The organism is Vibrio sp. 2-Bac 85 (assembly GCF_037546705.1).
GTDB lineage: Bacteria > Pseudomonadota > Gammaproteobacteria > Enterobacterales > Psychromonadaceae > Psychromonas.
In genome coordinates this window covers 221,727-241,921 of the sequence record NZ_JALAAB010000002.1, presented here as the reverse complement: position 1 = coordinate 241,921, position 20,195 = coordinate 221,727, and the positions used below count along the sequence as shown (strand labels likewise).

Here is a 20,195-nt window from a genome sequence, read left to right as displayed (position 1 = left end):
TTCGGGGAGTGATTCGTCATTTTTCTCTAGCCATAACTAGTTACTTATTTAATGCTTTGCTTACATAACATTTTATGAATATAAGTAATCAGCCATATTTACCTTAAGAGAATTCTCACCACTGTTTCAGAGCCTAGGTAGACGTAGATCACATGTCAGTTTAGGGGACTCAAGACTTAGATCACAAATCAATATTCGACAGTAAAATTACACAATTAACATACCAATTATAACAAAGCTATCTACCATTTTTCTATAGATAATGCCTCCAATGCTTATTTTGGGCAACTTAAGACTACTAAAGGTAATTGGTATGGCATCTGTACAATTTAGTAATTTAGAAAAAAATTATGGCACTACACCAGTAGTGAAAAAAATTAACCTGGAAATTGAACATGGAGAATTTATTGTTTTACTCGGGCCATCAGGTTGCGGTAAATCAACGACATTAAGAATGCTCGCGGGCTTGGAAAGTATTTCTGGAGGAGATATTTATATTGGTGATGAATTGGTCAATGACCTTCATCCAATAGAAAGAAATATTGCGATGGTATTCCAAAGTTATGCACTATATCCACATATGACCGTGGCACAAAATATCGGTTTTAGTCTTGAAAATTTAAAAGTAGAGAAAAGCCTAAGAGAGACAATGGTACGTGATGTTGCTGAAGTGCTTGAGCTAACCCCTTTGTTAGACAGAAAACCGAAAGATCTCTCTGGTGGTCAAAGACAGCGTGTTGCGATGGGCCGAGCGATGGTTCGTACTCCTGAAGTCTTTTTGTTTGATGAGCCGTTATCAAATCTCGATGCTAAATTGCGTGGTCAAATGCGTAAAGAAATTAAAGCATTACATCAAAAAGTTCAGACCACTGTTATTTATGTAACCCATGATCAGGTTGAAGCAATGACTTTAGCCGATAGAATTGTGATCCTTAACCAAGGAAAAATAGAACAAGTAGGCCGTCCTAAAGAGATCTTTGATGCGCCCAAAAATGTATTTGTTGCAAAATTTATCGGTGCACCTGAAATGAATATATTCGCTTTGTCTAATGAACAAATGTTTAGCGATTTCGAGCTATCCAATATTAATCACAGCGGAATGTCGATAGGTATAAGACCACAAAATCTCTTTTTAAATAAAAAAGAAGTAAAAGGCGATCAAATATCATTTATTGATGCCGAGGTAACTGGTACTGAACTACTTGGATCAAGTTTGCACATTGAGTGTAAATATCAAGATAAGAAACTTGTTGTAGAGACTGCAACTATCGATACATCAATTAAAGGCGATATTCGGTTGTACTTTAACAAAACACAAACCCATCTATTTGACCAAAATAGTAACACTATCCCACGCTAAGGAATAAATATGATTACTTTTAAAAAAACGGTTGTTTTTTCCACATTATGTGCCGCTTTAATATCTAACGCTGCTAATGCAGAACAAGTAGAAATTACAGTAGCAAGTTTTCCAAACTTTAATCAGGTTGCTGAAGCTGCAGTTCCTTTGTTTGAAAAAATACATCCAGAGATTAAAGTGAAAATCGTTTCAACCGCTTACATGGATCACCATAATGCTATGACTACCGCATTGGCAACTGGGGCAAACCTTCCTGATGTGATGTCTATTGAAGCCAATTACATTGGTCGCTTGGCTCAGTCTGGTGGCTTAGAACCTTTAAATGTTGCCCCATATAACGCTAACGAATTTTATCAAAAAATCACGCCATTTACATTAGCTCAAGGTTCTGATTCAGACGGTAACCTAAGAGCAATGCCCGCAGATATTGGTCCTGGTTCATTATTTTATCGGAAAGATATCTTAGATAAATCTGGAGTTACTCAAGAAGAACTGATCAAAAATTGGGACTCATTTATCGATGCAGGGATTAAAGTTAAAGAGAAAACTGGAGATTATTTACTAGCAAATGCCGTTGATATTAAAGATATTTATATCCGTGCTAACTTAAAAGATGGGGAGGGTGTTTACTTCGATAAAGATCACAATATTTTAGTTAATAGCCCAAGATTCAAAGAAGCGTTTCGTTTATCAAAGAAAGCGCGTATGGCTGGTATTGATGCAAAGGTTGCACCATGGACAAACGAATGGACTGAAGGTTTAAAACGAGGAACTATTTCAGTGCAGATGATGGGAGCGTGGTTAGGTGGTCATTTACAGGATTGGATTGCACCTGATGCAACTGGATTGTGGCGTTCTACGCAATTGCCAAACGGTGCGTTAGCAAGTTGGGGGGGCTCATTTTATGCCATTCCAGTTAAAGCTAAACATAAGCCTGAAGCTTGGGAGTTTATTAAATTCATGTCGACTACTAAAGAAATACAGTTGTTAGGAATGAAAGAGATCAATGCATTTCCAGCATTGATTGAAGCACAAGACGATCCGTTCTTTGAAGAAAAATTACCTTATTTAGGTAATCAACAAGCACGTCTTGCATGGAAAGAAACAGCGATGAAAATTCCATCTGTTTCGATGGACCGTTATGACGAAGTTGCTCGTCAAATTGTCAGTGATGCATTAGAAAAAGTATTAGAGCATGATGCTGACATTGATACCGTATTAGCGGATGCAGTGAAACAGATCAAACGTAAAGCACGTCGTCGTTAATTAACAGCGTTCTCATTTGATTATTTTTAGTTAAGAGGCGGACACCGTTTGCCTCTATTAAAGGGTTTTACTAGGCGAAAATTATGAATACTACTACTTCACATAAAGTATCCTCGACTCTACATAAGGTACCCCCGAAAAAAGGTAGTTTATGGTTACGCAAGGGTAATAAAATAGCGCCATATTTTTTTATTAGTCCATTTTTTATTATTTTTGGTGTGTTTGGGTTATTTCCGCTCCTTTTTTCATTGTACCTTTCATTTCATTATTGGGAGCCAGCCGCTGGATTAAGTGCTATGGAATGGGTCGGGCTAGAAAATTACGTATTTGCGTTACAAGATGAATGGTTTCAAAAATCAATCTACAACACGGTTGTGATCGCTTTAAAGTCAGGCATTCCACAGCATGTAGTGGCAATTCCGTTAGCCTTTTTTATCCATACTAGTTTTACAAGGTGGCGCAATACTGTTATCGGTGTGTATTTCGTTCCTTATATTACTTCTACCGTTGCGATTTCTCTGGTATTTACGACACTTTTTTCACGTGACTTTGGCATGGTTAATCAAGTATTGACATCTCTTGGTAACTTCACCGTAGCGGACATACACGTACTTAGTTGGATATTCCCCGTTAATAACGTGGATTGGGCTCGTCCTGAATATACTAAAGACATGATTTCATTCGTTGTATTTTGGCGTTATGTTGGTTGGAATACTGTTCTGTATTTATCTGCCTTACAAACTATTCCTAAAGATTTATATGAAGCTGCCATTATTGATGGGGCGAACCGCTATCAACAGTTTTGGTATGTAACCTTACCATTGCTTAAACCAATGGCATTTTTTGCGGTGACTTTGACCATTATCGGTAACCTACAGTTATTTGAAGAACCTTTTATTATAACCGGTGGAACAGGTGGTATTGACCAAGCAGGTAAAACAGCAGCAATGCATATGTATTTAACCGCTTTCGTAGAAAGTGATTTTGGAACAGCATCAGCGATATCTTGGATATTATTTATGATGATAGCAGGGCTAACTTGGATGAATCATAAACTATTAGGTGGGAGTAACGAGGAATGAGTAATCTAATCAAAAAAGACAAAGTTATCGCTTATGTTGTCGTTTCTTTAGGGGCGGTAATAATGCTCGCGCCATTTTATTTCATGTTTGTTTTTGCTTCTCACTCAAACTCTGGAATATTATCGGTTCCCCCGCCAATATTTTTTGGTGATTATATTGTAGAAAACTTTAATACACTGATCGATTTTCTACCTTATTTTTGGCACAACATTGGTTTAAGTTTATTCGTTGCGGTCGTAACAACAATACTTAATTTGTTATTTTGTTCTCTGGCAGGTTATGCGTTTGCCATGTTCGATTTTAAATTTAAAAACTTTTTATTCGTTGGCATCATGGCCACTATGTTGTTACCTCCTTTCTTAGGAATGATCCCAACGGCAATGATCATGTCACAAATAGGATGGATGAATGATCCTAAGGCTTTGATCATTCCTGCAGCTTGCGGGGCAATGGGTATATTCATGATGCGTCAGTTTATCGCAAGTGCTATTCCAAAGGAGTTGGTTGAAGCTGCTCGTATGGATGGCTGCCGTGAATTTAAAATCTATTATCGTGTAGTGATACCGCTTATTACGCCTGCTTTTGGAACATTAGGGTTAATCACCTTTATAGGGTCATGGAATAATTTCATGGGCCCATTGGTTGTGATGAACGATATGAAGATGTTCACTATTCCATTGGCGTTGCGAGCCTTACAGGGGACAGGACAAATACCGTGGGGAGCCGTTGCAATAGGGGCTGCCATTGCTGTTTTACCGCTTCTATTCTTATTTGTCATTGCCTCAAGACGGTTGATCGATGGCTTAACAGCAGGAGCAGTGAAAGGGTAGTGTTAATCATCAATAGTTACTAAGCCATCATTTTCGTTAAAGGCATATTAACTAGAAATGGATGATATTTGAGGTTTACTTTTAAAATCTACGTATGTTCTCAAATAAAAAACAAGACTTTTAAGAGGAGGTTTTTATAAAAATCTCCCTTTTTAAAAGCGCTATTACTTAGATATGTTAATAACCTTACTTAACCGCAATATGAACATTTAGCTTTGCGGTAGATTTTTGCGTTCAAAATTCGATGTTTTGACGTAATTTGGCCTTTTTTGTTGTTTTTATGAGCATCTTAGGCCAGCACTTGGGGAACTATTACAAGATGTTTTATGACCCAAAATAATTTTTAAATAGCAACTTAATCAACTTTCTAATTCATGTTTAATAAAGGAATAAAAATGAACTTATCGAAATTTAAGCTACTACCGTTAACCGTTTCGGTTGCCGCCATTTTATCACCGATGACTGCCGCGGCAGTTGATGCGCCCGAAGACTTTAAGTTTTCTGGTTATGCTCGCTATGGTTTGCATGCTTCTGATGATGCGTATACGCATGATTATGGTAATTATACTGGATCAGATAGTCTTATCAAATTAGATAGAGCACTGACTGGTAACTCGGCAGGACGTCTAGGCAATGAAGGAAATGGAGGAGAGATTCAATTTACTAAAGGCTTGCTAGGTCCTAATGATACAGTTTGGAAGATTGGTTTCATGGTCGATCACTGGAGTGATAACGTTCATTTTAAAAAGATATTTGCCAGTGTAACAAATGTATTTGAATCGCAACCCAATGCCACATTATGGGCCGGCCGTGATTTCCATCAACGCCCGCAAACACAACTTGCTGATTTTTTCATTATGACACATGACGGACAAGGTGCTGGTGTAAAAGACCTTGACTTAGGTTGGGCTAAATTAGATCTAGGTGCAGTAGGAGCAGTTGCAGATGGCGTAACAGGTGCTACTGATGACACCTATCTGTATGGTAATTCAACAAATGACAGCGGTAATTATGCAATTACTTCGAAGTTACATGATATTGCCCTGGGTGACTCTATTTCACTGAGTGTTCTTGCAAACTATGGTTTTAGTACTGATGACAAAACCGATCCTGGTTCAGCGCGTAATGATGGAACCAAAGCTTATCAAATAGCTACTATCTTTGATAGCAATTGGTCAAAAGGCTCAAATCAACTCGCTATTCGTTATTCTGATAATGCTTATAATTCAGTATTTACTAAGACAGAAGATATGACGGATCTTTATGCTGGTTTAGAGGGAAGTTATTATGCGACTCAGAATTTTGGTTTAATGTATGCTATTGCTTATGCTGATCATACTGAAGCGAATGATAGTGAAGATCGTAGTGAATATAGTGCAATTATTCGACCTATGTATAGCTGGAATGATATTCATTCAACATGGTTTGAGTTTGGTACTTCACTTGCTGATTATGATAATGGTGGTAAGAATACAGCTTGGAAAGCAACTATATCACAAAATATAAGTATTGATGCATTTGGGTTTGGACGACCAATGCTACGTTTTTATGCCAATATAGGCCAGTCAGATAATAAAGCAACTCAACCAACTCAAGGTGAGGTTGATGTATTTGCGGTTGGTGCAATGTTTGAAGCTTGGTGGTAAAAAAGCCTATTTATAAATCTTAATCATAAATAGGCTTGTACCAGAAAGCTGATGGGTTTCGTTTGGCGACAGAACCATCAGCAGTCAGCTATACTTTAAGTTAAAAATTGACATACTTAAATAAAAATATGCTGATATTCAATCTAACTGACATTTTATGCCAAGTTAGATTGAATATTTTGACTTAGATGTTTTTGTCACTTTATTCAGAGCATCTGTATATCGATGACTACAGTGTAAACAATCGACATATTATCAATTTCATTTACCTCTTTGACTATTCATCTCATATAAACATTTCAATGTAACTTCAATAATTGATAGTTATTTAGATTATTTATTCTTCTATTTAGCTGCTTCTTATATTAAATAACCTTAAATTTTTTATTAAAAATTTATTTTCCTATAAAAATCAGCGTTATAGATTATTAATATGGTGCTGTTTTATTTGCGATTAATCACATTTATTCGTTATGAGGCTAAATTCATAACCTAGTTTATTAAATATAGTAAAGATGAAAATAATGCATTCCTTCATAGTCAGTTACTAATCAAGGTAAGGAAAGTGAAAGAGGGTAGTTAGCAACACAAATTGCTGACGTCTGTCATTTCCCATTGTATCGATAAGTGTACTTAACAGAATAATTTGTACTGAAGTAAACACTACTTTGTCTATATCACTACTCATGAGAAGAAGGAATAATAATGAAAAAGGTACTAATACCAACGTTGCTCGCGGTTACATTACTTGGCTGTACTAATGGTCAAAATGCAAAGTTATCAAACCAAGAAATTAGTCCAGAAAATGCGGGAATGCCATTAAAATATTTAGCATCTCAAATTAATTTGGGCATTGGTGCTGCAGTTGAAACCGGACATTTAAAGGACCCACAGTTTAGAGCTAAACTTATTAGTGAATTTTCACAGATAACGCCAGAAAATGAAATGAAGTTCCAGTACGTACATCCAGAAAAAGATCGGTTTGATTTCAGCAAGGGCGATGAACTGGTAGCTTTTGCGCTTGAAAATAATATGGTTGTAAAAGGTCACGCACTTGTTTGGCATATTCAGAATCCATCGTGGTTGGAAGATGGTAATTGGTCTAAAGCTGAGTTGATGGCTATTCTTGAAAATCATATAAAAACAGTTGTCTCACATTACCGTGGTAAAGTCACTTATTGGGATGTCGTTAATGAAGCATTTGATGATAATGGTGGTTTCAGAGATACAATTTGGTACCGCACAATAGGTGAAGAGTATATCGAATTAGCATTCCGCTGGGCGCATGAAGCTGATCCTGATGCTGTTCTGTTTTATAACGATTACTCGACAGAGGGAATGACGTCAAAATCTAATGCTGTTTACCGCTACATTAAAACATTAATTGAAAAAGGAGTGCCAGTGCAAGGTGTGGGCACTCAATTACATTTAACAGCTGAAAACCCGGTAAGTGACTCATCGGTTGCGCGTAATATAGAACGACTAGATGATTTGGGTTTAAGAATCCATTTTACAGAAGTTGATGTGAGAGTTCGGGATCAAGATGGAGCTGCAGGCTTAGATAATCAAGCTAAGCGTTATGAATCATTAGCAAAATTAGCAGCGTACTATCCTGAAGTCGATTTGTTTACTACTTGGGGGCTAAGTGATAAATATTCTTGGATACCTGGTTGGTTTGAAGGTTATGGTAGAGCATTAATGTTTGATAAAAACTACCAACAAAAGCCTGCTTACAAGGCTGTACAACGTGTATTAACTGATGCCGTAAAGGGCGCTTCTACTTATAAACCGGTTACTGATTTAAGTAACGCTAAACGGTTTATACAACCATTCAATGCGAAAGAGTTAACATCAGACAAATTTGATTCAGCTAAAGTTGTGTATTATCCATTTGCTTTTAACCAGTTAAATCAAAAAAATCAAACTTTGTCGCCAGAACAACGCACCTCAATAGATGGTAAATGGGGTGTCGCCTATCATAAGAACAAATTGATTGGACAGGTGATACGTAAAGATGACGTAACGGTGACCAACAATGCTCAAGCACATGAAAACGATAATGTTGAAATATTTGTTCGTCTTGGGGATAAATTTTGGCAATTTAGATCGATTGTAGGTCAAGATTTTGAACCTATTGACTTTCCAGGTAAAGCGACAGGTAAGTGGAACAAAGACGGGAGTACTTTTGATTTCACCGTTGAGTTTAACGATTACCAAGACTTAGTTGGTGAAACGTTTGGTTTTAATATTGCTTTGGCTGATAACGACGGTGCCGGCCGTGACACGCAACTTTATCCTTTAACGGGTAATAATATCGGTTGGCAAGGTGAGGAGTTTGGTGAACTCTTTATGAATGGTCAAAATGCCGTTGTTTCTTCAGAGCCTGTTTCTATACCTCCAGCCTTCAAAGCGATCAAATTACCGACGGCTATTAAGTCTGCTGAAGAAATGACGACTGGTGGCTACCAATATCCATTTGCATTTAATCAGCTTAATCAGAATGATATGACAGTCAAAAATGGGGATGACATCTCAGGAAACTGGAAGGTTGGCTATCACGATAATTGGTTGTACGGCGTTGTCAATCGAGTTGATGATGTAACCGTTACCTCTAGGGAAGCACCTTATGAAAATGATAATATTGAGGTCTTTGTTCAGCAGGGAGATAAACCGATGAATCAGTTCCGTAGTGTCGTTGGGCAAGACTTTGAACAAGCCGGGTATTCTGGTCGTTATGAAGCACATTGGAATAAAGAAGGCACACAATTATTCTTTGCAATCGAATTAGACTCTTCTATTAAATCTGGAGAAAGCATATCTTGGAATATTGCACTGGCTGATAATGATGATGGTAAACAGAGAAAGTATCAACTTTACCCTGTAGCGGGTAGTAATATTTCTTACTTAGGTGAGGAATTAACTAAGCTAATAGCTGAATAATTTTTATAATAAGAGGGTAGTTCTAGGGCTACCTTTTACTTTGTTAGTTCATTGTATTTTACAAACGCAAGCTTCATCGTTGCCTACAATGAAGTCACAATATTTATTGATTTTTACAATAATTTTCTCATCGAATTTATACATTGAAATTGCTTAGGTAAGAATATTTTTGCCTAATTCAGTGATACCAGAGGTCCTCAGTACTAAAGTATGAATGCCATTAAGTGAAAAGTACTTCTACTTCTATACTTCTTCTATTTCACCGCGTAAAACTATTTCTTAATTTATATGTTAATGAAGTGGAGTATTTGTTTTGAGTATCTCGATTTAACTTCCCATCGTTGTATTGCATAGTTTCTTACACTATCAAAATTTGAATGAACTTTATTCGGTTTGATTTTTGTTCTTTTAGAGTCAATTCAGTAAAAATATGAGAAAAAACATTAAATATAAATTTAAAAAATGATAACTAGAGAGGATTAATTAAATCCATTAATAGCACTGTTAAATTTCGTAATTGAATACTTTGTCAAAAAAGAAAATGATGTAAGCCGGCTGATAAATAAACTTTTACCAACAACTATTGGATATTAATTATGACTGAATTTTTTAAAGATGTAGCGCCGATTAAATTTGAAGGCACTGAATCAACAAACCCTTTAGCATTTCATCATTACGATGCAGATCGCATGATTTTAGGTAAATCAATGAAAGATCATCTTCGTTTTGCAGCCTGTTATTGGCATAACTTTTGTTGGCAGGGATCTGATGTCTTTGGTGGAGGTACATTCGACCGTCCTTGGCAAAAACCAGGAAATGCGATGGACATGGCAAAAATGAAAGCGGATGCTGCATTTGAATTTTTTAAAAAATTGAATGTGCCTTATTATTGCTTCCACGATACTGATGTCGCACCAGAAGGTAATTCAATCAAAGAATATCAAAATAACTTTGCTGAAATGGTTGATGTACTTGAAGCGAAACAGGCTGAAACAGGGCTTAAGCTTCTTTGGGGGACTGCAAATGCATTTTCTAACCCTCGTTATATGAATGGTGCCGCAACTAACCCTAATCCAGAAGTGTTTTCTTATGCTGCAACTCAAATTTTTAATGCCATGGGAGCAACAAAACGTTTAGGTGGCGATAACTATGTATTATGGGGAGGTCGTGAAGGTTATGAAACACTACTTAATACTGATCTGCGCCAAGAACGAGAGCAACTTGGACGTATGATGCAAATGGTTGTTGAACATAAACACAAAATTGGCTTTAAAGGGGCTATTTTAATAGAGCCAAAACCTCAAGAACCTACCAAGCACCAATATGATTACGATACTGCAACTGTTTATGGATTCTTGAAACAGTACGGTTTAGAAAATGAAATAAAAGTGAATATCGAAGCCAACCATGCAACGTTAGCTGGACATAGTTTCCAACATGAGATTGCGACTGCAACTTCATTAGGTTTATTTGGTTCAGTTGATGCTAACCGAGGTGACCCACAACTGGGATGGGATACAGACCAATTCCCAAATAGCGTTGAAGAAAATACATTAGTTATGTATGAAATTCTTAAAGCGGGTGGTTTTACAACGGGCGGTTTTAATTTTGACTCTCGTGTTCGTCGTCCTTCAATCGATGGTGCAGACCTTTTCCACGGACACATCGGTGGTATGGATGTGATGGCTAAGTCGCTAGAGCGTGCAGCAGCTATGATTGAAAATGATGTGCTTGGTAAAAATATTTCTGATCGTTATGCTGGTTGGAATAGTAAACTTGGCAAGAATATTTTAAGTGGTGAAATTTCTCTTGAATCACTAGCTAAACAAGCACTAGAAAATAATATTCAGCCAGTACCTGCTTCTGGACGTCAAGAATACTTAGAAAATGTTGTTAATAGCTTTATTTTTAAGTAATTTGATATTCATTAAACATAACTAATATAAAACCGATAGTTGGATTGATTGTAATATCTTCCAATTATCAGTTTTTTATTGCTTAGATTAAAATAATAAGTGCATAACGTAGCATCTGAGCAAACTAGTACTTTCAGCTTATTGTGTCCCCTTTAAATAACATCACGCGCTACACCGTACATGATATTTAAGTTCAATATTATGAATAAATGGATATATCTTTAACAATAGATGAAGTCTTTTACTCTCAGCGTTAATATATTGTTCAATTATTATTGCATCAGATTTCGGAAATTAATCTTCAGGGATTGATATATAAGACTTACCGTTTTTAACATATTTAATAAATTCATTAATAGATTTTAATCTTTCGGGGAAATATGTACCTTGCCCTGCTAAATTTTCTACATTATGGGTATCAGAGCCAGCGGTTTGGGGTAAACCGAACTCTTGGGCGTAAGCCAACGCTCTTTCATTAAAGATCTGCTTATCGTTTCCAGAATTGAATACTTCAATTGCATCAATCTTTTTACCGAATAATCTTATTTTCTTAATATAAGAGCGCTCTCTAAAGGGATGTGCATGTGTTAAAAATCCATTCGCTTCATGTACTTTATCAAAATAGAGTTCAAGCGGCCATTCTAGTAAATCAGGATTATCTAGTAGAAATTTTTTATCTAGACCATAAGTTAGAAACTCTGTTCCTTTATAGTTGTACTCCCAGCCGAAAAAAATGTCTATATTTAATCTATCTCCTACTTTTTTGGCATTTTCATATCCTATGCAGAATAAATCTACTTTATCTTTCCAAGGTAAAGCAGCATCAATGTTGCAGTTTCCATTAAAAAAATGATCTGTGATGATTACTCCACTATAACCGGCTTTAGCGTAGCTCTTTACAATCTCCTCAGCTGTATTGGAGGCGCATGCACTTACTTCCGATGTATGACAGTGAGTTTCATATTTATATGGGAAAGCAGAGTACATTATGGTTTCTCCAAGTATTTCAGGCATTATGCAGTGAGTTTTCATTTTAAATTTATTTTATTTTAGTGATTTATACACCTACGCATTGATAAATTATTAGATATAAATCAATTTCTTTCTTATATTTGAATCCGATTAGTTAAATAGTGGGTAGAATAGAATAATATTTATTAGTTAAGCGATCATTGGAAATTTTTTTAATCACATAATATTGCAAGGTGTTGTCAATTTCTAAATTTATTTACGTTAACAGTATTGTTGTGACTTATGAAAATATTCGACAGTAGAGTGAAAAATAACAGGAATATTTAATATAGTCAGATCAAAAAAATTGCGACCGACTCGATGATACTTGGTATCACGATGTGGTCTTTATAAAAGTTAAAACTGTATTTAAATTATGTCTGACGAACGGTAGATTAAATTGAAGATGAAATAGATATTTTAGTTCAGAAACGAAAAGACAAATAAGCTACTATGAGGCTCTTTAAGCTATTTTTAAAGGGACAAGGAATAAAAGTGTTACAGAACTGACAGTGAAATTGACAAGTTATTCAGCAGCTAAAATGTATTAATACCAAGTGTTAAACACTCAACTAGTGATTATAAAAGTAACGGATGTGAGCTTTAACATCGAGCTACTGGTGGCAAGAAAAGTAGATGAGCGAATTGAAATAACTGGTCAACCTGAACGGCTTTTAAGTTGCAACAGTTTCTCACGTAATCTGTTTCATTTTGGTCGTCATTTAATGCAAGCTAAACATTATCCAGCACTCAGTTATCGTTCTTTCTATTAATCGATTCAGTTAGTAGCATCCGAAATTCACTTTAAACCTGAAATTACTGACTTTATTCATCTCTAGTCGATAAGTTAACAACATCCCTCAAATAGCTGGATGAAAACAATTGTCCAGTTTCTGAGCCTCCAATCTCAAAGTAACCGTCTTGCAATTAGTAGCTTATAAAACAGGCAGTCGTCCTATTCCTCTTTTAATTCGACCGGTTTCTCTTTTTTAATATTTGTACTGCCATTTTGATAAATGCCTGTGTGGCAGGAGAGGCTTGTCGGGTACTGTGCAGTGCTAAACCAATTGTTCGCTTGTACTGCGGCGATAGGTGTCGAACCACATAGCCATCGGTTTGCAAAGCTTGTGGGAGTGCTAATTCAGCAACGAGGGCAACGCCTTCGCCTTTTGCAACCAATGCAATTGTAGTCATCAGTTGTGTAGTTCTATAGCGAATGTCAGGGATAAGATCCTCGGCTGCAAATAGCTTGGAAATGAGTTGCGCTGATCCGGCTTCCGTAAGAATAAAAGGAACACGGGATAAATCCTTAAGTAGAATTTTATCTTTATCCGCCAATGAATGTGATTTAGGAATAAGGGCAACCATTTGATCTTCAATCAATGCAAAGGTATCAAAACGCTCATCAGGAAGCACCACAAAGCCAACATCGACACGGCGCTCTTGTAACCATTGTACGACCTGTTGGTCATTTCCTTCATCAATTCGCACCTCAATATTGGGAAATTGCTTACGGTAACCATCTAGGATCATAGGGAGTAAGCGCAAGGAGGAAGTTGGACCGAAAGAGCCAATACGAAGGCTCCCTAGTTGCAATCCCTTAATATCTGCCGACTCTTGGCGTATGGTCTCAGACAATCCCAGTATTTCTCGAGCGCGGGGAAGTAATCGAACGCCAGCAACAGTCAGTTCTGCTTGTGACTTATTACGCTCGATAAGGCTTACCTCTAAATCCTCTTCGAGTTTTTTCAGCGCGTGCGAAACAGCTGACTGACTGATACCTAACTGTTGGGCTGCCAAGGTAAATCCACACAGCTCTGCAACGACTACAAATATTTCAAGTTGGCTAAACGTCATGATCTATTGCTCATTTTACTATGATTTAACATTAGTGAAATACTATATCACATATCAAGTTACCTTTTTATATCGAGCGACATCATGCAACCAATTAACAATACATCTAACGACTTGGCTTTATCCTCCATCTGGCCAACCTATTTCAAACTTATCTTAGTCGCCTTACTGTGGGGGGGGACTTTTATCGCCGGACGCTTACTTGCGGAGTCGCTTTCACCGTTAATGTCGGCGATAGGCCGTTTTGGGCTGGCGGTATTTATACTCATTTTACTCACTATAAAATTTGAAGGTCGGCTACCAACACTATCACTCAGACAGGTTGCTATCACTTTCGCTCTCGGTCTTACTGGCATATTTACCTATAATTTATGTTTTTTTACTGCGCTCTCTGAAATGCCTGCTTCCCGTACGGCTCTATTTGTTGCGTTTAATCCTATCGCTACTGCGTTACTGGTTTCCCTCTTATACCGAGAAAAATTTTCATTTCAGAAGTTACTTGGGATTTTTGTGGCAGTATTAGGTGCACTGACCGTGATCAGTAATGGTCATCTACTGACCGTGATCCAAAATATTAGTCAGACTTTTGGACGTGGAGAATTGTCAATGCTGTGCGCAGTACTCAGTTGGGCTATCTATACCGTTGTGGGGCGAAAAGCACTGCTTGGTTTATCACCATTAGCATCAACGACTTATGCTGCTATTTGGGGATTGATATTGTTGTTAATGGTATGGTTTTTCAACCCAAACGTGCAGGTACTGCCTGAGTTAAATTGGCAAATTGGTGCCGCTATTGGTTATTTGGCGGTATTTGGGACCGTCATTCCTTTTATTTGGTATTACCAAGGAATAAAAACAATTGGTGCCGCGCAAACCTCAGTTTTTACTAACTTTGTCCCTTTATTTGGTGTGTTGCTCGGGGCTTTAATATTAAATGAGCAGATTTCCTCTTCGATGTTACTCGGTGGTGCGCTGGTGATCATGGGAGTTATTTTGACAAATCGACGTTAATAGTGAACTAAGAAAAACTCTAAAAGTTGAGATATCCAGCTTTAGCTAAATAATATTGACTGCTTATTTTAGTTTCTGAGGCGTATATGAAACATTTTATCCTTAGCATTTCTAGCCCAATTATGCGCACATCACAAGATAATAAATGTTGTTAACCGTTAATGTATTTTAAAGTGGACCGCCATTGCCCGAAATCAATTATCCACAACACTTCAATGATGAGTTTATAATTTTTTATTGAAGTGTCCGGGTAACTCAACTACAAAGACTAAACTGAGCAATCTTACTCATAAATAGTTGCTAATACCTCTGGTCTTAATTCATTGTCACCCTAATATAATATGAGTTGCCTATAAATATAGTTAATACTGTTACCCAGACATGCACTTATTTTGTACGAATACTCTTGATAAAGTATTAACTTTATAAAATGCCTTATTTTCTGATTTTTTATGCATACTTACGTCACTAGGTAACTATCTAACTAACTCGAATGACTTAATTAATGGCCTATTTTTATGGAAATTTATTTTTCCTAATAAGTTCGTCCAGATATTTTGAATAAAAATCCTTTTCATGGTGATCTTAATCACCATTATTGATTCTTTGTTTTATTTAGGTGACTATAGTGAACAAAAATTAGGTGCGACATGTGAATTCATTACTTAAAATATCTGAAACTATTTTATCTGAAAGAAAAAAACGAAAATGGAGCCAACAGTTATTAGCCGATTATGCAGGGCTTAATAGGACAACTATTGGCAAAATTGAGCGTGGGGATTACGATGATGTAGGATTAAGGAAAATAGAGCGTATCCTTAATCTATTTAATAAATCGTTAATGGTAACAGATTCAGGCTTACCTACTTTAGACCAATTGAAAGAGACTAATAATTCTAACGTTGATGTATACACTCATGACAAGAGAGTAGGCAGGCTGTAGAAAGAAAATGTGGTCCACAATTATTCGTATGACTTAAATGCAAAAACTGCATTATCCCTTACTATGCCTATACGATTAGAAACCTATACATACGAAGGATTACATCCATTCTTTCAGATGAATATGCCAGAAGGTGGGTTACGTTTAGCTATTGAGAAAGCAACCGCAAAACATTATGGCAGTAATGATTTAACAGTATTAGCGTTTCTATATTTCAGCTTGGAAGATGAGGCTTAAATCGTTGTATTATCAACACAGTATGAATGTAGTACAAAAACTAAATCAACAGCGCAGTAACGTTAGGGCTTGTGAAAGGTAACGATAAAAAAGAGCTTGAGGCCTAGTGAAGGTTTCAAGCTCTTAACTATTAATGATAACGACTAGAAGTTGTCGTAATAAATTATTTTAGTGGTTTAATTAAAGTGACGCTTGAGCGATATTTTTAATACGATCAACGATAGAGCGTAAGCCATTACCACGTGTAGGGCTAAGGTGTTTTTCAAGATCTAAGGCTTCAAAATAAGCGTTGATATCAAATTCAATTATTTCGCTTGCTGTTTTATTATTGAAAGCTGCAAGCACTATCCCAAGTAGACCTCTTACTATAATTGCATCGCTATCTACTGAAAAAATAAGTAATTTACCGTCAACATCGGGTTGAATCCAAACATTACTCTGGCAGCCTTTTACAAGCCGCTCTGCCGTATGCCATTTATCATCAAAAGCGGGGAGTAATTTCCCTAAATCGATAATATATTTATATTTTTCTTCCCAGTCGTCAAAGAATGATAAGTCGTCAATGATTTCTTCAGTAGTTGGTAATAACATTGTATCCCTTATGTGCTGTATAGATAAAAATCGCATTTAATTAACTAGTCTAACTAATGAACTAGCTAACAAGATAGTTAAATGCGATTTTGTATTGTATTTTATTATCTGAATTGACGAAAGTGATTAGAAGAAAAGCCCTGATTCTAATTGTGCTTCTTCACTCATCATTTCTCTTGACCAAGGAGGATCAAACAGTAGCTCAACTTCAACTATTTCTACATTAGGTACTTTAGCAACTCGATATTTAACATCGCTGACTAGCACTGGACCCATACCACATCCTGGTGCAGTTAACGTCATGTCGATTAATACCTTTTTATTTTCTTGATCTACAGTGACTTTATAGATTAAACCTAATGATACTAAGCTGATCGGGATCTCTGGATCATAAATACCATCTAATGCTTGCCATACTTGGCTATCATCAATGTCGCCTCTACCGTGGTCTTCAAAATCTAATACTTCTGACTTCTGGCCAATAGCGGACGCATCGGTACCATCTATACGCAACATGTTGCCCATCCATGTAACCGTATAATTACCACCAAGACTCTGATTAATTGAAATAAACTCACCTTCAGGGATAATTGAAGGTTCGCCTGTTGGGACTCTACGTGCAGCACAAGCACGCTGTGTTACTACCATTTTTTGTTGCATTACTTAACTCACATTAAAGCTTTCGCCACAGCCACATTCAGCTGCAACATTTGGATTATTATATTTAACTACCTGATTAACACCTTCTTTGACTAAGTCAATTTCAATGCCTGAAAGCATCGCCATCGATTCAGAAGCGACTGCAAAATTGATATTATCAAAGTTAACAATAGTGTCATTTTCTAAAGGGCTATCAGTGATATCTAATACGTAGGCGAATCCAGTACAGCCACTCACTTTAGTACTTAAGCGAATGAAGTGATCTGGTTTTTTTGCCACTTTTTCAGAAAAATATTTTTGTGCCGAATCTGTTAAAGAGACGATTGCACTAGGGTCGAATACTGATACTGTCATTTAAAACTCCTAAGATAACATTACTTTTACTTTTTTTAGTGCGGTAAATAATGCATCAATTTCGTCGAATGTATTATAGAGGGCAAAGGAAACACGTGCTGTCCCTGGCACATTAAACCTTGCCATTAAGGGTTGTGCACAATGATCGCCAGTACGAATAGCAATCCCTTGTTTATCTAATAAAAAACCTATATCAGCAGGGTGGCCAACATCGAGAACAAAACTTAACACTGATATTTTATGATCGGCATTACCTATAATAGTTAAGCCTTCAAACTCGTTGGCTAGTTTTGTAGCGTAGGCTAATAAGGCCATTTCATGTTCTATAACGGCTTTATGATCTAAATTAGTAAACCACTCAACCGCTTTACCAAGCGCGATGGCAGCACCTACATTTGGCGTTCCTGCTTCAAAGCGATAAGGCAGTACGTTCCATGTTGACTCTTGAAGCGTAACGGTAGAAATCATTTCTCCACCGGTGCGCCATACAGGCCAACTTTCAAGAAGTGAAGCTTGACCCCAAAGTATACCAACACCCATTGGTCCATAAACTTTATGCCCTGAAAACACATAAAAATCACAACCAATTTCTTGTACATCGGCCCAACCATGTGCCGCACCTTGTGCGCCATCCACTAAGACCCAAGCATTAAAACGCTTTGCTTTAGCCGTCATAGACTTAACAGGGTTAATAGTACCTAGTGCATTTGAAACATGCGGAAAAGCGACAAATTTAGTCTTTTCAGATAATAGGTTATCAAACACATCTTGGTCTAATTCACCTGCATCTGTCACCGGAATTATCTTTAATGTTGCACCTGATTTTCTACATGCCTCTTGCCAAGTAACGAGGTTAGCGTGATGATCCATTTCAGTTGCTATCACTTCATCATCCGCAGATAATAAAGTGCTCAAACCATTGGCAACAATATTGATGCTTTCTGTCGTTCCGGTTGTCCAAATAACTTCTTCGCGTTTAGGTGCGTTAATAAATTTCTGGATAGTATCGCGTGCGTGTTCAAAGTGTTGTGTTGCTTCATCAGCAAGAAAATGTGCGCCACGATGAACATTTGAATTACTATTTGAATAATAATCAACTAATGCATCAATCACACATTGTGGTTTTTGTGTGGTTGCTGCGTTGTCTAGATAGATTAAAGGTTTTCCATTTACAATGCGTTTTAAAATTGGAAATTGTTCTCGAATCGCGTCTACATCAAAACTCATTAAACTCTCACTTCCATTTCAGAAAATCGTTGACGGATAATAGGGCGTATCCATTCTGATAATACTGCGTTTGGCATTAAATCAATCAGTTCATTAATAAAACCAAAATTTAACATGACATTTGCTTTAGCGCGATCAATGCCACGAGTTTGTAAATAATACAACGCTTTATCATCGACTTGAGCTGAAGTTGCACCATGTGCACAACGAACATCATCCGCATAAATTTCTAATTCAGGTTTAGTATTAATTTCAGCTGTCTTTGACATCAATAAATTACGATTATTTAATTCAGCTAATGTTTTTTGAGCGTCGCGGTGTATATGAATACGACCGTTAAACACTGCTTTAGCACGACCTGCAACGATACAACGTACATTTTCTTCTGTTGTACCGTTTGGTACTGCATGTTCAACCGTTGCGTGAAGATCAAATAATTCATTACCATCAAGCAGGTAAATAGCATTTAATTTTGCATCAACGAACTGACCAGAATGAATAATATCGGTATCTAAACGTGATAAATCACTACCAAAAGCAACAATCGTACTGTGCATTGAAGAATGATCTAACAAATTGAAATGACAACCACCAACCGCGACATTACTGCCCGTTTGAAGTGCGAAACGATAATGATCTAAATGTGCTTTTGCAGATACTTGATATTCAACAAATGCAGTACATAGGCTATCACCTTCAGCTTGTACGTCTTCAATAACGGCTAAGTGAGATTCTTTTCCTAATGTCACTTGTACACGTGTATGAGATTCAGCACCTAAACTCAATAGCGAACTAATGCGTAGTGGCTGCTTAATATTAAATCCATCTTCAACGTTCACAATCACTACATCTTGCGCTAGCGCATCATTCACTAAACCAAATAAGTGACGTTTAGGTTTGATGTCTGAAAAGTTAGCTAAAGCTTGCGATTGCTGTTCTTTATTTAAATCAGAGCCTAGAGAAATTGATAGACCTTTTGGTAAAACATCAGGTAATTGTGTTTTATCCCATTGTCCATTTATAAACACTAATTCTATTGCTGATAAATCAGTAATATTTTGTGGTAATAAATTAGCACTTGTCTCAATGTTTTTTGCTTTTGAGTTTTGAATCGCACGTAGCGACGTATAACGCCATGCTTCTGTTTTACGTGTTGGCCATGGTGTTGTTGATAATAAGTCAATAGCCTGAATCCGTTTAGGAGCCAGCCAATCATCTATTTGGTGCCCTCTACTGATGGCACTTTCTAACCATTCGCTCATGA

At 36.8% G+C, this 20,195-nt stretch carries 18 protein-coding genes and 1 pseudogene; 11 read left to right on the top strand and 8 right to left on the bottom strand.

The annotated features are described in order from the left end of the window. Positions 1-313: 313 nt before the first annotated feature. The 7 genes from MT390_RS03930 to xylA all read left to right on the top strand — a co-directional run bounded on the left by MT390_RS03930 (position 314) and on the right by xylA (position 11,040). Entirely contained in the window at positions 314-1,360 is a 1,047-nt protein-coding gene (locus MT390_RS03930) for an ABC transporter ATP-binding protein (RefSeq protein WP_166371238.1), read from the top strand. Between the two features lie 9 nt (positions 1,361-1,369). Then, positions 1,370-2,626 (top strand): ABC transporter substrate-binding protein, encoded by a 1,257-nt coding sequence (locus MT390_RS03925; RefSeq protein ID WP_499439711.1) that lies wholly within the window; start codon positions 1,370-1,372, stop codon positions 2,624-2,626. Positions 2,627-2,709: 83 nt separating this feature from the next. Then, positions 2,710-3,708: a carbohydrate ABC transporter permease gene (locus MT390_RS03920; RefSeq protein ID WP_166371242.1), complete on the top strand. Its 999-nt coding sequence runs from the start codon at positions 2,710-2,712 to the stop codon at positions 3,706-3,708. Beyond that, complete coding sequence (locus MT390_RS03915) at positions 3,705-4,538, top strand: carbohydrate ABC transporter permease (RefSeq protein ID WP_166371244.1); 834 nt, start codon at positions 3,705-3,707, stop codon at positions 4,536-4,538. The genes MT390_RS03920 and MT390_RS03915 overlap by 4 nt, the downstream gene beginning before the upstream one ends. Positions 4,539-4,933: 395 nt before the next feature. Next, complete coding sequence (locus MT390_RS03910) at positions 4,934-6,184, top strand: carbohydrate porin (protein ID WP_166371246.1); 1,251 nt, start codon at positions 4,934-4,936, stop codon at positions 6,182-6,184. A 705-nt stretch (positions 6,185-6,889) separates the two neighbouring features. Then, positions 6,890-9,124 (top strand): endo-1,4-beta-xylanase, encoded by a 2,235-nt coding sequence (locus MT390_RS03905; RefSeq protein WP_499439710.1) that lies wholly within the window; start codon positions 6,890-6,892, stop codon positions 9,122-9,124. 596 nt (positions 9,125-9,720) lie between these two features. Continuing rightward, a complete protein-coding gene (gene xylA / locus MT390_RS03900; RefSeq protein ID WP_166371251.1) occupies positions 9,721-11,040 on the top strand; it encodes a xylose isomerase in 1,320 nt (439 codons plus the stop codon). A gap of 294 nt (positions 11,041-11,334) precedes the next feature. Here xylA and MT390_RS03895 read toward each other — a convergent pair whose 3' ends face one another. Further along, entirely contained in the window at positions 11,335-12,054 is a 720-nt protein-coding gene (locus MT390_RS03895; protein WP_499439708.1) for a PHP-associated domain-containing protein, read from the bottom strand. A 593-nt stretch (positions 12,055-12,647) separates the two neighbouring features. Between MT390_RS03895 and MT390_RS03890 the strand changes: the two genes are divergently transcribed. Further along, positions 12,648-12,824 carry a hypothetical protein gene (locus MT390_RS03890; protein WP_166371255.1) on the top strand — a complete coding sequence of 59 codons (177 nt, stop codon included), beginning with the start codon at positions 12,648-12,650 and terminating at the stop codon, positions 12,822-12,824. 193 nt (positions 12,825-13,017) lie between these two features. Here the strand turns inward: MT390_RS03890 and MT390_RS03885 are convergent, their stop codons facing one another. Continuing rightward, on the bottom strand, positions 13,018-13,689 hold the full coding sequence (locus MT390_RS03885; RefSeq protein ID WP_499439811.1) for a LysR family transcriptional regulator substrate-binding protein: 672 nt from the start codon (positions 13,687-13,689) through the stop codon (positions 13,018-13,020). Positions 13,690-13,737: 48 nt separating this feature from the next. Further along, positions 13,738-13,908: pseudogene (locus MT390_RS03880) on the bottom strand (LysR family transcriptional regulator); the annotation flags it as partial. Between the two features lie 84 nt (positions 13,909-13,992). Here MT390_RS03880 and MT390_RS03875 point away from each other — a divergent pair. From MT390_RS03875 to MT390_RS03865, 3 genes are all read left to right on the top strand, one after another. After that, positions 13,993-14,919 carry a DMT family transporter gene (locus MT390_RS03875; RefSeq protein ID WP_166371259.1) on the top strand — a complete coding sequence of 309 codons (927 nt, stop codon included), beginning with the start codon at positions 13,993-13,995 and terminating at the stop codon, positions 14,917-14,919. A gap of 652 nt (positions 14,920-15,571) precedes the next feature. Then, positions 15,572-15,862: a helix-turn-helix transcriptional regulator gene (locus tag MT390_RS03870; RefSeq protein WP_499439705.1), complete on the top strand. Its 291-nt coding sequence runs from the start codon at positions 15,572-15,574 to the stop codon at positions 15,860-15,862. 9 nt (positions 15,863-15,871) lie between these two features. After that, positions 15,872-16,099 (top strand): HipA N-terminal domain-containing protein, encoded by a 228-nt coding sequence (locus tag MT390_RS03865; RefSeq protein WP_499439703.1) that lies wholly within the window; start codon positions 15,872-15,874, stop codon positions 16,097-16,099. Positions 16,100-16,279: 180 nt separating this feature from the next. Here the strand turns inward: MT390_RS03865 and MT390_RS03860 are convergent, their stop codons facing one another. From MT390_RS03860 to sufD, 5 genes are all read right to left on the bottom strand, one after another. Beyond that, positions 16,280-16,690 (bottom strand): SufE family protein, encoded by a 411-nt coding sequence (locus MT390_RS03860; RefSeq protein WP_166371261.1) that lies wholly within the window; start codon positions 16,688-16,690, stop codon positions 16,280-16,282. 126 nt (positions 16,691-16,816) lie between these two features. Next, positions 16,817-17,350 (bottom strand): putative Fe-S cluster assembly protein SufT, encoded by a 534-nt coding sequence (gene sufT / locus MT390_RS03855; RefSeq protein WP_499439701.1) that lies wholly within the window; start codon positions 17,348-17,350, stop codon positions 16,817-16,819. Positions 17,351-17,353: 3 nt separating this feature from the next. After that, on the bottom strand, positions 17,354-17,704 hold the full coding sequence (locus tag MT390_RS03850) for a HesB/IscA family protein (protein WP_166371265.1): 351 nt from the start codon (positions 17,702-17,704) through the stop codon (positions 17,354-17,356). A 9-nt stretch (positions 17,705-17,713) separates the two neighbouring features. Then, positions 17,714-18,931 (bottom strand): aminotransferase class V-fold PLP-dependent enzyme, encoded by a 1,218-nt coding sequence (locus MT390_RS03845; protein WP_499439699.1) that lies wholly within the window; start codon positions 18,929-18,931, stop codon positions 17,714-17,716. Further along, positions 18,931-20,193, bottom strand: a complete 1,263-nt coding sequence (sufD, locus tag MT390_RS03840; protein WP_499439698.1) for a Fe-S cluster assembly protein SufD — start codon at positions 20,191-20,193, stop codon at positions 18,931-18,933. The genes MT390_RS03845 and sufD overlap by 1 nt, the downstream gene beginning before the upstream one ends. Positions 20,194-20,195 lie beyond the last annotated feature (2 nt).